General features: G+C 63.3%; 13 protein-coding genes. 6 read left to right on the forward strand and 7 right to left on the reverse strand.

The window, feature by feature from the left end; translation table 11 throughout:
• The first annotated feature begins 208 nt into the window (after positions 1 to 208).
• The 6 genes from V6607_RS12845 (at position 209) to V6607_RS12870 (ending at position 7212) form a co-directional block, all read left to right on the forward strand.
• Positions 209 to 1135 carry a substrate-binding domain-containing protein gene (locus V6607_RS12845; RefSeq protein WP_134326232.1) on the forward strand — a complete coding sequence of 309 codons (927 nt, stop codon included), beginning with the start codon at positions 209 to 211 and terminating at the stop codon, positions 1133 to 1135.
• Between the two features lie 63 nt (positions 1136 to 1198).
• On the forward strand, positions 1199 to 2707 hold the full coding sequence (locus V6607_RS12850; protein WP_008430598.1) for a sugar ABC transporter ATP-binding protein: 1509 nt from the start codon (positions 1199 to 1201) through the stop codon (positions 2705 to 2707).
• Positions 2673 to 3665: a sugar ABC transporter permease gene (locus V6607_RS12855; RefSeq protein WP_003215773.1), complete on the forward strand. Its 993-nt coding sequence runs from the start codon at positions 2673 to 2675 to the stop codon at positions 3663 to 3665. The genes V6607_RS12850 and V6607_RS12855 overlap by 35 nt, the downstream gene beginning before the upstream one ends.
• A gap of 69 nt (positions 3666 to 3734) precedes the next feature.
• On the forward strand, positions 3735 to 4814 hold the full coding sequence (locus tag V6607_RS12860) for an alcohol dehydrogenase catalytic domain-containing protein (RefSeq protein ID WP_032898587.1): 1080 nt from the start codon (positions 3735 to 3737) through the stop codon (positions 4812 to 4814).
• A gap of 1 nt (position 4815) precedes the next feature.
• Positions 4816 to 6348: an FGGY-family carbohydrate kinase gene (locus tag V6607_RS12865; RefSeq protein WP_134326233.1), complete on the forward strand. Its 1533-nt coding sequence runs from the start codon at positions 4816 to 4818 to the stop codon at positions 6346 to 6348.
• 138 nt (positions 6349 to 6486) lie between these two features.
• Positions 6487 to 7212 (forward strand): SDR family oxidoreductase, encoded by a 726-nt coding sequence (locus tag V6607_RS12870; RefSeq protein WP_003215767.1) that lies wholly within the window; start codon positions 6487 to 6489, stop codon positions 7210 to 7212.
• Here the strand turns inward: V6607_RS12870 and V6607_RS12875 are convergent.
• The 7 genes from V6607_RS12875 to V6607_RS12905 all read right to left on the reverse strand — a co-directional run bounded on the left by V6607_RS12875 (position 7209) and on the right by V6607_RS12905 (position 14429).
• On the reverse strand, positions 7209 to 8213 hold the full coding sequence (locus V6607_RS12875) for a LacI family DNA-binding transcriptional regulator (RefSeq protein WP_087694790.1): 1005 nt from the start codon (positions 8211 to 8213) through the stop codon (positions 7209 to 7211). The two genes, V6607_RS12870 and V6607_RS12875, sit on opposite strands and share 4 nt — an antisense overlap.
• Before the next feature lie 51 nt (positions 8214 to 8264).
• Positions 8265 to 9128: a LysR family transcriptional regulator gene (locus V6607_RS12880; protein WP_008430591.1), complete on the reverse strand. Its 864-nt coding sequence runs from the start codon at positions 9126 to 9128 to the stop codon at positions 8265 to 8267.
• Positions 9129 to 9292: 164 nt separating this feature from the next.
• The gene (locus V6607_RS12885; protein WP_134326234.1) at positions 9293 to 10696 is read right to left on the reverse strand and encodes an amidase; all 1404 of its coding nucleotides are present in this window, start codon (positions 10694 to 10696) and stop codon (positions 9293 to 9295) included.
• Positions 10693 to 11964: a Zn-dependent hydrolase gene (locus V6607_RS12890; RefSeq protein ID WP_134326235.1), complete on the reverse strand. Its 1272-nt coding sequence runs from the start codon at positions 11962 to 11964 to the stop codon at positions 10693 to 10695. Before V6607_RS12890 ends, V6607_RS12885 begins: the two co-directional genes overlap by 4 nt.
• 13 nt (positions 11965 to 11977) lie before the next feature.
• Entirely contained in the window at positions 11978 to 12673 is a 696-nt protein-coding gene (locus tag V6607_RS12895; protein ID WP_003215757.1) for an ABC transporter ATP-binding protein, read from the reverse strand.
• On the reverse strand, positions 12673 to 13422 hold the full coding sequence (locus tag V6607_RS12900; RefSeq protein ID WP_003215756.1) for an ABC transporter ATP-binding protein: 750 nt from the start codon (positions 13420 to 13422) through the stop codon (positions 12673 to 12675). Before V6607_RS12900 ends, V6607_RS12895 begins: the two co-directional genes overlap by 1 nt.
• Entirely contained in the window at positions 13419 to 14429 is a 1011-nt protein-coding gene (locus tag V6607_RS12905) for a branched-chain amino acid ABC transporter permease (protein WP_008430582.1), read from the reverse strand. Before V6607_RS12905 ends, V6607_RS12900 begins: the two co-directional genes overlap by 4 nt.
• Between the last annotated feature and the right edge of the window lies 1 nt (position 14430).

Here is a 14430-nt window from a genome sequence, read left to right on the forward strand (position 1 = left end):
CCGGAGTGAGGGCACTCCGAGCCTAAGCGAGGAGCCGCTGTAAGAGCGGAACCATAAGCGGCCGTTACCGCAGCAACAGATATGTCCACCACACCCGCCACCACCGATCAAACACCCCTTGCGACCCCCCAATTTCTTTGCTAGCTTCTTACAAAATGTTAACGATAACATTTGCTCTAAAAATAAAAACAAAACAGAGATCCCCACCATGAAAATGCTTCCGAAAACCCTGTGTTTGTTGGCTCTGAGCATCAATCTTGGCACCGCTGGCCTGGCACTGGCCGACACCAAACCCGCCCCCATCCGCATCGGCGCGTCCTTCCAGGAAATCAACAACCCTTACTTCGTCACCATGAAAGACGCCCTGCAGGAAGCCGGGGCGACCATCGGGGCGCAGTTGATCATCACCGACGCCCGCCACGACGTGTCCAAACAGGTCAGCGACGTCGAAGACATGCTGCAAAAAGGCATCGACATCCTGCTGATCAACCCCACCGATTCCGTCGGCGTGCAATCAGCCGTCAAATCCGCCCACGCCGCCGGCGTAGTCGTGGTCGCCGTCGACGCCCAGGCCGAAGGCCCACTGGACTCCTTCGTCGGCTCGAAGAACTTCGACGCCGGCTTCCAGGCCTGCGAATACCTGGCCAAAAACATCGGGGACAAGGGCAATATCGCCATCCTCGACGGCATCGCCGTGGTACCGATCCTGGAGCGCGTGCGCGGTTGCAAGGAGGCCGTGGCCAAGCACCCGGACATCAAGATCGTGAGCATCCAGAACGGCAAGCAGGAACGTGACCAGGCGCTGACCGTCACCGAAAACATGCTGCAGGCCCAGCCCACCCTCAAGGGCATTTTCAGCGTCAACGACAACGGCTCCCTCGGCGCACTCTCGGCCATCGAAGCCAGCGGCCTGGATGTCAAGCTGGTGAGCGTCGACGGCGCGCCGGAAGCGATCAAGGCCATCCAGAAACCCGGCAGCAAATTCATCGCCACCTCCGCGCAATACCCCCGTGACCAGATCCGCCTCGCCCTGGGCATCGCCCTGGCCAAGAAGTGGGGCTCGCAAGTGCCGGCCACAATCCCGGTGGACATCACCCTGATCGACCAGGGCAAGGCCAAGGATTTCAGTTGGTAAAACACCCAGGCCCCACGCCAGGCGTGGGGCACAGGTCATCCATCTGAATGCGAGGTCGGCGGTATGAGCAGTCTTCTGAAGCTGGAAAATATCTGTAAGCGCTACCCGGGGGTGCAAGCCCTCAAGGCGATCAACCTGGAAGTGCAGCGCGGCGAGATTCATGCCTTGCTCGGGGAAAACGGTGCAGGCAAATCGACCTTGATGAAGATCCTTGGCGGGGTCGAGCACCAGGACGAAGGGCAGATCCTGATCGACGGCGAGGCTCGGCAGTTCGCGACGTATCGTGATGCGATTGCCGCCGGCATCGGCATTGTGTTCCAGGAATTCAGCCTGATTCCCTACCTCACGGCGGTGGAAAATATCTTCCTCGGCCACGAGCTGAGCAACCGTTTTGGCCTGTTGCGCAAGCGCGAAATGGTCGAGGCCAGCGAGGCGTTGTTCAAGCGCCTCGGTGTCAGTATTGACCTGCAATGCGCGGTCAGGCACCTGAGCGTGGCCGAGCAGCAATTCGTCGAGATCGCCAAGGCCCTGGCCCTGGACGCTCGGCTGCTGGTGCTCGACGAACCCACCGCCACCCTCACGCCGAGCGAAGCCGAGCTGCTGTTCGAAATCATGCGTGAACTCAAGCGCCAGGGGGTGGCGGTGATTTTTATCTCCCACCACCTGGAGGAGATTTTCCAGGTCTGCGACCGCATCAGCGTGCTGCGCGACGGCGGCAATGTGGGCGTCACCGATGTGGCCGACAGCGATATCGACCGCCTGGTGGAAATGATGGTCGGGCGGCGCCTGGAGTGCAGTTTTCCGCCCAAGCCCACCGCCGCACGCGGGCCGCTGCTGCTGGAGGTCAAGGACATCCAGTTGGTGCGCAACGGCCCCCATAACCACTTTGAATTGCACAAGGGCGAGATTCTCGGCTTTGCCGGCCTGGTGGGTTCCGGGCGTACCGAATTGGCGCTGGGCATGATGGGCGCGCTGCCGTCGGTGAGCAAAGACGTGTGGCTGCGGGGTGAACAAATCACCCTCGACGACCCGGCCCAGGCCTTGGCCCATGGCATCGGCCTGCTGCCGGAAAGCCGCAAGACCGAAGGGCTGATCACCGATTTCAGCATTCGCGAAAACATCTCTCTCAACAACCTGCCCAAATACCAGAACGCCAGCGGCCTGATCGACAAGGACAAGGAATGCGCCAGCGTTGAAGCGCTGATGCGCCAGCTGTCGATCAAGGCCCCCAGCGGCGAGAGCCGGGTGTTCAACCTCAGCGGCGGCAACCAGCAGAAAGTCGTGATTGCCCGCTGGATCAACCATCACTGCGACGTGCTGGTGTTCGACGAACCCACCCGTGGCATCGACGTCGGTGCCAAGGCGCAGATCTACGCACTGATGCGCAGCCTCACCGAACAGGGCTACGCAATCATCATGATTTCCTCGGAACTGCCGGAAGTCATCGGCATGTGCGACCGCGTCGCGGTGTTCCACAAGGGCGCCATCGTCAAGGTACTGGAAGCGTCTGCCGTCAATCCTCAAGAGGTCATGCGCCATGCAACAGGGGGCTCAAGTGAATACGTCCATTAATGCCGTGGGGCCTGGCCGGCTGCGCCTGAACCTGGCGCGGCTGATTCGCTCACCGGCGTTCTATCCCTTTGTCGGGCTGCTGGTGGTGACGTTGGTGATGATCTTCGCCAGCGATAACTTCCTGACGGCCAACAACCTGTCGAACATCGCGCGCCAGGTGTCGATCAACGCGATTATCGCGGTGGGCATGACCTGCGTGATTCTCACCGGCGGCATCGATTTGTCGGTGGGGCCGGTGATGGCGTTGTCCGGCACCTTGACCGCCGGCTTGATGGTCGCAGGCTTGCCGCCGGGCCTGGCAATTGGCGCCGGGATGCTGGTCGGCGTGGCGTTCGGCATCGGCAATGGTTTGTTTGTCGCCTACCTGCACATGCCGCCGATCATCGTCACCCTGGCGACCATGGGCATCGCCCGTGGGTTCGGCCTGATGTACACCGACGGCTACCCGATTTCCGGTTTGCCGGAGTGGTTCGGCTTCTTTGGCCGCGAAAGCCTGTTCGGTATTTCGGTGCCGATCCTGATCATGCTGGTGACGTACCTGGCGGCCTATGTGCTGCTGCAACACACCCGCATCGGCCGCTATATCTACGCGATCGGCGGCAACGAGGAAGCGGTACGCCTGTCCGGCGTGCGGGCGGCGCGCTTCAAATTGCTGGTGTATGGCATCAGCGGTTTGACCGCCGCGATTGCCGGGCTGGTGCTGACCTCACGCTTGATGAGCGGCCAGCCGAATGCCGGGGTGTCGTTCGAACTCGATGCGATTGCCGCGGTGGTCCTGGGCGGCGCCTCGATTGCCGGTGGGCGCGGGGTAATCGTCGGCACCTTGCTCGGCGCCATGCTGCTGGGGGTGTTGAACAACGGCTTGAACATGCTCGGGGTCTCGCCCTACGTCCAGAGTGTGATCAAGGGCGGGATCATTTTGCTGGCGATCTTTATCAGCCGTCAGCGCCACAAGTAAACCGGTCATCTCCACGCGGCCATGGTGGCCGCGATGGGTTCTCTCATGCTCAAGAAAGGTCCGCACATCATGGAAAAGCACAACCAAATGCAAGCCGTCGTCTGCCACGGCCCGAAAGACTACCGCCTGGAACGCATCAGCAAACCCCAGGCGCGGGTCAATGAACTGGTGATTCGCATCGCCGCCTGCGGCATCTGCGCCAGTGACTGCAAATGCCACTCGGGCGCCGCGATGTTCTGGGGCGGCGATAACCCGTGGGTCAAGGCCCCGGTGGTGCCGGGGCACGAGTTCTTTGGCTACGTGGTGGAAGCGGGCGAGGGCGCCGAGGAGCACTTTGAGGTGAAGGTTGGCGACAAGGTGATCGCCGAGCAGATCGTGCCGTGCGGCAAGTGCCGCTTCTGCAAGTCGGGCAAGTACTGGATGTGCGAGGTGCACAACATCTTCGGCTTCCAGCGTGAAGTCGCCGAGGGTGGCATGGCCCAGTACATGCGCATTCCAAAGACTGCCATCGTGCACAAGATTCCGGAGTCGGTGTCCCTGGAAGATTCGGCGCTGATCGAGCCGATGTCCTGCGCGATTCACACCGTCAACCGCGGTGAGATCCAGCTGGATGACGTGCTGGTTATTGCTGGTGCCGGCACCCTGGGCCTGTGCATGGTGCAGGTGGCAGCGCTAAAAACGCCGAAGAAACTGGTGGTGATCGACATGGTCGACGAGCGCCTGGAACTGGCGAAGCAGTACGGTGCCGACGTGGTGATCAACCCGTCCCGGGATAACGCCCGGGAGATCATCAATAGCCTGACCGACAACTACGGCTGCGACGTGTACATCGAAACCACCGGCGTACCGGCGGGCGTTACCCAGGGCCTGGATCTGATTCGCAAGCTCGGCCGGTTTGTCGAGTTCAGCGTGTTTGGCGCCGAGACCAGCGCCGACTGGTCGATCATCGGCGACCGCAAGGAGCTGGACGTACGCGGTGCGCACCTGGGGCCGTATTGCTACCCGGTGGCCATCGACTTGTTCGAGCGTGGCCTGGTGACGTCCAAGGGCATCGTGACCCATGACTTCGGGCTGGACAGCTGGGCCGAGGCATTTGAGTTGGCCAACTCGACCAAGTCGATCAAGGTGCTGCTGAAGCCGGTGCTCTGACATGAACTACGTAATGGGTGTGGACATCGGCACGCAAAGCACCAAGGCGCTGCTGGTGGATGCGGACGGCCTGATCATCGCCCAGCACAGCCAGGGGTATCGCGTGGATACCCCGAAAGTGCGCTGGGCCGAGCAGTGGCCGCAGCTCTGGCTGGATGCGGTGGAGGCCTGCGTCGCCCAGTGCATGGCCAAGGCCGGCGTAGGGAAAGAGCAGGTCAAGGCGCTGTGCATCAGCAGCCTGTATGGCGGCTCCGGAATTGCTGTGGACGAGCAGATCACGCCGCTGCACCCGTGCCTGATCTGGATGGACCGGCGCGCGGGCGAGCAGGTGGAGTGGGTGCGCGAGCATGTGGACCTGGAGCGGCTGTTTGCGGTCACCGGCAACTCGGTGGACAGCTACTACGGTTTCACCAAGATGCTCTGGCTCAAGCAGCACCAGCCGCAGGTGTGGGCCAACACCCGCTACCTGCTGCCGCCCAACAGCTACATCAATTGGTGCCTGACCGGTGAGTTGGCGGTGGACCACAGCAGCGCCGGCAATATCGGTGGCGTCTACGATGTGGCCCGGCGCGGCTGGTCGGCCGAGATGCTGGCGGCGCTTGGGATTCCGTTGGCGATGATGCCGGAGCGTTTGCTGTATTCCGGTGAAGTGGTCGGTGGTTTGCTGGAGGAATGGGCCCAGCGGCTGGGCTTGCAGGCCGGCACGCCGATCCTGGCCGGGGGCGTGGATGCGGCCATGGCCACATTGGCGGCCGGGGTGACGCGGCCGGGCAATCACGTGGCGATGATCGGCACCAGCATGTGCTGGGGTTATCTCAATCAGCAGGTGGATGCGCGCCATGGCCTGGTGAGCATGCCCCACGTCTATAACGGCCATCAGGACCTGTACATCTTCGGTGGTGCGATCACCGCCGGGGCGTCGGTGAGCTGGTTTCGCGAACAGTTCTGCCAGGCGGAGGAGCAGCAGGCGAAAGAGACGGGCCAGGACAGTTTGTGGCTGCTGGAGCAGAGCGCCGCGAAGATCCCGGCGGGCAGTGAAGGGCTGTTGTTCCTGCCGTATCTCATGGGCGAACGCAGCCCGGTGTGGGATGACCGGGCCAGCGGCAGCTTTGTCGGGCTGAACCTCTATCACAGCCGGATCCACCTGTACCGCGCAGTGCTCGAAGGGGTGAGTTTTGCCCTGCGGCACAATATCGAAGCGGGCACCCGTGGGGCGCATTCCCTTGATCCACGGCTGATTGTGGTGGGTGGGGCGAGCCATTCTGATTTGTGGATGCAGATTATTGCGGACATCACCCACTTCCCGGTCTACACCATTGTGCAAGAGGTAGAGGCGGCCTTGGGCGCGGCGTTGTTGGCGGCCCATGCGGTGGGGGTGGTGGATGACCGGCAGATGGAGAAAGGTTGGGTGCAGTTGGAGCTGCGGGCGGAGCCGGAGGCGGGGAATGTCGGGGTGTATGACCGGGCGTTTGCCAGCTATCTGGAGCTGTATCCGGCCTTGAAACCGGTGATGCACAGCTTGCAATTGAATTAAGCGAACACTGATCCAAATGTGGGAGCGGGCTTGCTCGCGAATACGGTGTATCAGTGCCGGATTTATTGCCTGACCCACCGCATTCGCGAGCAAGCCCGCTCCCACATGGGATCTCCATCGTTTTAGAGATCGTGAACCATGAACGCTATTTTTGACTTCACCAAGCAGCGCATCCTCGTCACCGGCGCCAGCAGCGGCATCGGCCGGGAAATTGCCCTCCAACTGATCGCCAGCGGCGCCCAGGTGTTTGCCCTGGGCCGCGACGCTCAGGCCCTGGCCCAGCTCGGTTGCGAAACCCTGTGCCTGGACATCGCCAACAGCGCCGCCCTGGACCTGGCCCTGCAAGGCCTGCCGCCGATGCATGGACTGGTCAACTGCGCCGGCATTTCCCGCCTGGAACCCGCCGCGGCCATCAGCGCCGAAGCCTTCGACCAGGTGATGAATGTCAACGCCCGCGCCGCGGCCCAGGTCGCCAGCCGTATCGCTGCGGCGATGATTGAAGCGAAGATTCCCGGCAGCATCGTCAACGTCTCAAGCCAGGCCTCACTGGTAGCCCTGGACGATCACCTCGGCTACTGCGCCTCAAAGGCCGCACTGGACGCCATCACCCGCGTGCAATGCGCGGAATGGGGCCGCTTCGGGATTCGCGTCAACAGCGTCAACCCCACCGTCACCCTCACGCCCATGGCACAGATGGCCTGGTCGGCGCCCGCCAAGCGCGACCCGGCATTGGCGGCGATTCCCCTGGGGCGATTTGCCGAAACGGCGGAAGTGGCCCTGCCGGTGTTGTTCCTGCTGAGCGATGCCGCCAGCATGATCAGCGGCGTCAGCCTGCCGATCGACGGCGGCTACACCAGCCGCTAGCCGTTCTCCAGCTTGCCGGCGATCACCACCTTGTCCCGCGGTTTGTGCGGGTCTTCGAGACGGTCCAGCAGCAGCCGCACCGCGCTGCTGCCGGCCAGTGACGCGTCGTGGGCCACGCAGGCAATCGGCACGCCGAAGATATCGGCGAAGGGCAGGCGGTCGATGCCGCAGATGGTCAGGCTGTCGTGGGGGATGTTGTGCATGCGCAACGCACGCAAGGCGCCGAGGGTGATCAACTGGTTGAAGCCCATGATCGCGTCCGGCGCCGAGTGCTCGGCCAGGTAGTCGAGGGTGTGCAGGTAGGAGGGCATCAGCGTGTAGTCGCCGGCACACACTTCGACCTGCACCTGCGGGTGCTCGGCCAGGACTTCTTTCAGGCCCTTGAGGCGTTCCATGGTGATGCGCGAATGCTCGGGCCCGGTCAGCACCAGCAGGCGCTTGAGGTTCGGGGTTTGCCGCACCAGGTACTGCGCCGCCTCGATGCCGCTGTGATAGTTGTCCAGCACCACACGGCTGAAGGGGCTGTCGTGGATCGTGCGATCGAGCAGCACCACCGGCGTCTTGCCGTTACCCAGGCGCTCCAAATAGTCCGGCTGGTAGCTGGGCTCGTCGGAGACCGGCGACAGGATGATCCCCGCCACGCGGTAGCCCAGCAGTGTGTCGACTGCCTTGCTTTCCAGTTCTTCCAGTTCGTCGGTATCCACAAGCATGATGGTGTAGCCGTGCTTTTTCGCCTCGCGGGAAATCGCCTTGATCATCTCGCTGTAGAAGGGGTTGTCGACCGAAGCGGTGATCACGCCGATGATCAGGCTTTCACTGCGCTTGAGCCCGCGGGCAAAGGCGTTGGGCACATAGTCCAGCTCCCGCGCCACTTCGAGAATCCGCGCCAGGGTGGCGGGCTTGACCAGGTCGGGTTTGCTCAGCGCCCGGGACACCGTGATGGTGGTCATGTTGACCCGTTTGGCGATGTCGCTGATGGTGACGGACTTTTTCTTGTTCATCGGCAGGGGGGAACCAGGAGAAAACAACCTGAGGCTACCATGGGCACGGCTTCAAATCACCGGATCCCAGCGCTGCGACCAATCCTTTTCGGCCTCCACCACCGCCCGCAGCAACCCCAGCGCCTGCTGCAAAACCGCCGAGTCGCGCTCGCGGGAATACACCAGGTACGTCGGGAAGCTGAACTCCGGCGCCTTGGGCACCCGTTCCATCACACCGCTGTCGAGGTAGCTCTGTACGACCCGCGTGCGGAAATACCCGGCACCGCCGTTTTCCAGGATGTACTGCAACGCCAGTGGCCCCAGATTGAAACTCAGGGCTGCGCGGGCCTTGTCCGGCAGTGCGGCGTCGTGCTGCTGGCGAAAGCCCTGGCCCCAGTCGATATACACGTAGGGCTCGGGCCGGGCGGCCAGTTGCACCAGGATCAGTTTTTCTTCCAGCACCTGCTCCACCTGCAACCCCGGCCAATATTGCGGCTGGAACACCAAGGCGGCGTCCAGCACCCCCAGCTCCAGTTGGCGCAACAGGTACTCGCCTTCGCGAATCTCGGTGCGCAAGGCATGACCGGGGATGTGTTCACGCAAGGCCTGGGCCCAGCCGAGCATCAGCGGGTTGCACAGGCTGACTTCGCCACCGATGTGCAGCACGTTGCGGTAGCCATCGGGTAATGGCAGGTCGCGGCGTGCCGCTTCCCAGGTCTGGACAAGCTGGTTGGCGTAGACCACGAACGCCTCGCCGTCCGGGGTCAGGCGGGCACCGGCGCGGTTGCGCACGAACAGGGTGCTGTTGAGCTGGCTTTCGAGGTTTTTGACCCGGGCGGTGATTGCCGTCTGGGTGACGTGCAGTTTCTCGGCCGCCGCGGCGAGGCTGCCGCAGCGGGTGATTTCGAGGAAGGTGCGTGCCAGTTCGATGTCCATAAGGGCCCCTTGGAGAATAGGGGTCATTGTAGGGGCTGATGACTGGAATGCGGGCAAAAAATGTGGGAGCGGGCTTGCTCGCTAAGGCGGTGTATCAGTCAAGATACCCGGTGACTGATACACCGCCTTCGCGAGCAAGCCCGCTCCCACAGTTTGATTGTATTTCAGGTTGGGGTTTTGGGTGTTTGCAGGTGCTGGGTCGGGAAAGCCCTGGCATAAACCTGGCAAACCTTCAGCACCTGCTCATCCGCAAACCGCGCCCCCACCACATGCAGCCCCACCGGTAACCCATTGGCCGCCAACCCGCACGGCACCGACGCCGCCGGTTGCTGGGTCAGGTTGAAGGGATAGGTAAACGGCGTCCACTCCATCCATTCCCCTAGTCCCGAACCCGGCGGCACATTGTGCCCGGCCTCGAACGCGGTGATCGGCATCATCGGCGAAACCAGCACATCGTAATGCTCATGGAATGCCGCCATGCGCGCCACGAGCGCTGCCCGTGCTTCCAGAGCGGCGCTGTAATCGCTGAGGCTGATCTGCTCGCCCAGTCGGGCAATGCGCAGCAACCCCGGGTCCATCAATTGCCGCTGCGCATCGCTCAACGGCCCGGCCAGACGTGCTGCACCGGCAAACCATAAAGTATTGAACACCTCCAGCGGATCACTGAACCCCGGATCAATCTGTTCAACCTGCGCGCCCAGCTGCACCAGGCCTTCTACCGCCTGGGCGACCACCCTGGCCACTTGCGGGTCCACATCGACATAACCGAAGTTCGGGCTATAGGCGATACGCAGCCCCTTCAAATCAGCCCCGGCGTGCAACCATGGCGTGGTCCGGGGCGCGCCGATCAAACCATCCCGCGCATCCGGCTGGGCGATGGTTTGCAGCATCAGCACCGAGTCTTCCACGGTGCGGGTCATCGGCCCCAGGTGCGACAGAATCGTCATCGAACTGGCCGGCCATTGCGGCACATAACCGAAGGTCGGCTTGATGCCGAAGGTGCCGGTGAAGGCACAGGGGATCCGGATCGAGCCGCCGGCATCGCTGCCCTGGTGCAGCACGCCGAGGTTCAAGGCCGCCGCCGCACCGGCACCACCGGACGAACCGCCCGCCGTCATGCGCGTGTCCCACGGGTTGCGGGTAATGCCATACAGCGGGTTATCGGTGACGCCTTTCCAGCCGAATTCCGGTGTGGTGGTCTTGCCCAGCAATACCGCGCCGGCCTTGCGCATGAAGGCCGAGAAGGGCGCATCCACATCCCATCGACCCTCGGCGGATGTGGTACGCGAACCCTTGCGCGTCGGCATGCCGATGGTCTGCGTCAGATCCTTGATGGAGGAGGGCACACCGTCCAGGGCCCCGCACGGCTGGCCCTTGAGCCAGCGCTGTTCCGAATTCCGCGCCGCCTTCAAGGCGCCTTCCGGGTCGACGTGGCAGTAGGCGTTGACCGCCGGGTTGTAGCGTTCGATTCGCAGCAGGGCGTCTTCGGTGACCTCCACCGGCGACAGGCTTTTATCCCGATAGCGGGCCAGCAGCTCAACTGCGGTCAGGTTGGCGATATTCGTCATGCCGCTTTACCTCCTTGCGCCGCGTTGACCATGGCCCGCAGCAACACCGCGCAGCCCGCCGCCAGGTCATCCGGCGCGGCGTTCTCGATTTCGTTATGGCTGATGCCGCCTTCGCACGGCACAAAGATCATTCCGGCCGGGCCCAGTTCGGCGACGAAGATCGCGTCATGCCCGGCGCCGCTGACGATGTCCATATGGCTCAGGCCCAGGCTGCTCGCGCCATCACGCACGGCGTTGACACAGGCAGGGTTGAAATCCAGCGGCGGGAAGTCGGCAGTGGGTGTCAGCTCAAAGCTCAAGCCGTGTTGCTCGGCGGTGGCTTCGATCACCTGGCGCACTTCGTCGACCATCGCTTGCAGCTTGTCGGCGTGCAGGTGGCGCAGGTCGATGGTCATGTGCACCTGGCCGGGAATCACGTTGCGCGAGCCGGGATGCAGGCTCAGGCAACCGACGGTGCCGCAGGCGTGGGGTTGTTGTTCGTGGGCGATGCGATTCACCGCGCTGACCACTTGCGCCGCGCCTACCAGTGCGTCCTTGCGCAGGTGCATTGGCGTCGGGCCCGCGTGGGCTTCGACGCCAGTGAGCGTCAGGTCGAACCACTTCTGGCCCAGGCAGCCCATGACCACGCCGATGGTGGTGGCCTGGTCTTCCAGCACCGGGCCCTGCTCGATATGCGCCTCGAAATAGGCGCCCACCGGATGGCCCAGCACGGCGCGGGAGCCGGCGTAGCCGATGCGCTGCAATTCGGCGCCCACCGACAGCCCTTGCTCGTCCTGCTTGTCGAGGGTTTCCTGCAGGTCGAACTTACCGGCGAACACCCCGGAGCCCATCATGCACGGCGGGAATCGCGAGCCTTCTTCGTTGGTCCACACCACTACTTCAATTGGCGCTTCGGTCTCGATGTTCAAATCATTGAGGGTACGGATCACCTCCAGGCCAGCCATCACGCCGTAGCAACCGTCGAACTTGCCGCCGGTAGGCTGGGTGTCGATATGGCTGCCGGTCATCACCGGCGCCAGTGCCGGATTACGCCCCGCACGGCGGGCAAAGATATTGCCGATGGCGTCGACGCTGACGCTGCACCCGGCGGCTTCGCACCATTGCACGAACAGGTCGCGGGCCTGGCGGTCGAGGTCGGTAAGGGCCAGGCGGCACACGCCGCCCTTGGGTGTGGCGCCGAGGCGGGCGAGGTCCATCAGCGATTGCCACAGGCGCTCGCGGTTGATCAGCGGGGCGTTGCTCTGGAGCGGTTGCGCAAAACTATTCATCAGCAGTCTCCGGTCAGGCACTCAGGGCCAGGTAACGGTTCTTGATCGTCGGGTCGGCGCGGAAGGCTTCGGCACTGCCTTCGTACACCACGCGGCCCTGTTCGAGGACGTAATGGCGGTCGGCGAGCTTGTCGCAGACCATCAGGTTCTGTTCCACCAGCAGCACCGGCAGGCCGTCTTCCTTGACCTTGCGCAGGATCTTCACCAGCTCGTCGACGATCACCGGCGCGAGGCCTTCGGTGGGCTCATCGAGGATCAGCAGCTTGGGATCGTTGAGCAGCGCGCGGGCGATGGCGAGCATCTGTTGCTCACCGCCGGACAGCGCGTGGCCGGCGTTCTTGCGGCGCTCCCTGAGGCGCGGGAACATGCCGTACACGTCTTCCATCTGCCAGCGGCTGGTCTTGCGCACGGCAATGCGCAGGTTTTCCTCCACCGTGAGCAGGCGGAAAATCCCGCGGTTCTCCGGCACCAGCGCCAGGCCCTGGCGGGCGATTTCGAAGATTTTCTGCCCCACCAGCGGCTGGCCGTTGAAGTGAATCTGGCCCTGGCGCGGGCAGATAATCCCGAGGATGCTGCGCAGGGTGGTGGTCTTGCCGGCGCCGTTGCGCCCCAGCAGGGTCACCAGTTCGCCAGGGTTGACGGTCAGGGACACGCCTTCAAGGACGTGGCTCTTGTCGTAGTAGGAATGGATATTGTCGACGGTCAGCATCAGGCGGCTTCTCCCAAATAGGCGGTGCGCACGCGCTCGTCGGCGCGCACGAATTCCGGTGTGCCTTCCACCAGGATCTGGCCGTGGCTCATCACGGTGATGCGTTGGCTGATGGACATGACGATGCTCATGTTGTGCTCGATCAACAGCACGGTATGGTCGCGGCCGAGGTCGCTGATCAGTTGGGTCATGATCGGGATGTCGTCGATGCCCATGCCCGAGGTGGGTTCATCGAGCATCAGCAGCTTGGGTCTGGAGCAGATCGACATGCCGACTTCCAGCACCCGCTGCTGACCGTGGGACAACTCGCCGGCCAGGGTGTCGGCGCGGGCGGTGAGTTGCAGGCGTTCCAACACCTGGTCGGCCATTTCCAGGTGTTCGCGCTTGCTGTCGACCCGGCGCCAGAAGTTCAGGGCGCGGGCTCCGTCGCGGCCCTGGGCGGCCAGGCGCAGGTTTTCGCGCACGCTGAGGTTCTGGAACAGGCTGGTGAGCTGGAACGAGCGCGCCATGCCCAGGCCGACGCGGCCGTGGGCCGGTTTGCGCATCAGGTTCTTGCCGTCGAAATGAATTGCTCCGGCGGTGGCCTGGCGTTCGCCGGTCAGGCAGTGGAACAGGCTGGTCTTGCCCGCGCCATTGGGGCCGATGATGGTGTGGATGGTGCCGGCTTCGACCTTGAGGTTGACACCGTTCACCGCGTGGAACGCACCGTAGGCCAGTTCCAGGTTCTTGGTTTCCAGCAGGATGCTCATGACAGCTTCTCCTTGGTCACAACGTCGGCCTTGCGGCTGCCGCGCACACGTTCGAACAGGGTCGACAGACCACCCCACAAACCGCCGCGCATGAAGATCACCACCAGGATCAGGATCACCCCCAGCAGCATCAGCCAGCGCGGCCACAGATCGGAAAGGAAGTCCCCCAGCAGCACGATGGAACCGGCGCCCAGCAACGAGCCGAACAGCGAGCCGGTGCCGCCGACGATGGTCATGATCAGGATGTTTTCGGACATCGCCAGGTCGATGTTCGACAGCGGCACAAAGTGCAGCAGCATCGCGTACAGCGCCCCGGCAATCCCGGTGACGGCGCCGGACAGTACGAACACCAGGATCTTGAAGTGGCGGGTGTCGTAGCCGATGGCCGAAGCCCGGGTTTCGTTTTCGCGAATCGCCATCAACGTGCTGCCGAATGGCGAGGCGATCACTCGGCGCGCGCCGATGAAGATCAGCAGGAACAGCACCGCGACAAACCCGTAGAACGCGCGGGCGTCGGTCAGCGACAACAGCACCGTGTCACCGATGCGGATTTCCGGGCGCGGCACGCTGAGCAGGCCGTTGTCACCGCCGGTCCAGTCGCTCAGGGTGTAGGCGACGAAGTAGGCCATCTGGCTGAAGGCCAGGGTCAGCATCACGAAGTAAATGCCGGTGCGGCGGATCGCCAGGGCGCCCACCAGGAAAGCCAGGAAACCACCGGCGACGGCGGCACCCAGCAGTGCGCTGAACAGCCCCAGTTGCAGGTGAATCATCAACAGCGCCGCGCAGTAGGCGCCGGCCCCGAAGAAGATGCCTTGGCCGAACGACAGCAGCCCGGTGTAACCCAGCAGCAGGTTGCAGGCGAGGGCGGCCATGGCAAATATCAGAATCTCGGTGGCCAGGGTCGCCGAGGGCAGAATCAAAGGCAGGCCGATCAATACCACGAGCACCAACAGCAGCATGTAGCGCGACTGGGTCTTGGCGAACGGCAGGGGATTTTTCTCGCTCATG

Origin of the sequence: Pseudomonas sp. KK18, from assembly GCF_037094675.1 — a bacterium.
Taxonomy (GTDB): Bacteria; Pseudomonadota; Gammaproteobacteria; order Pseudomonadales; family Pseudomonadaceae; genus Aquipseudomonas.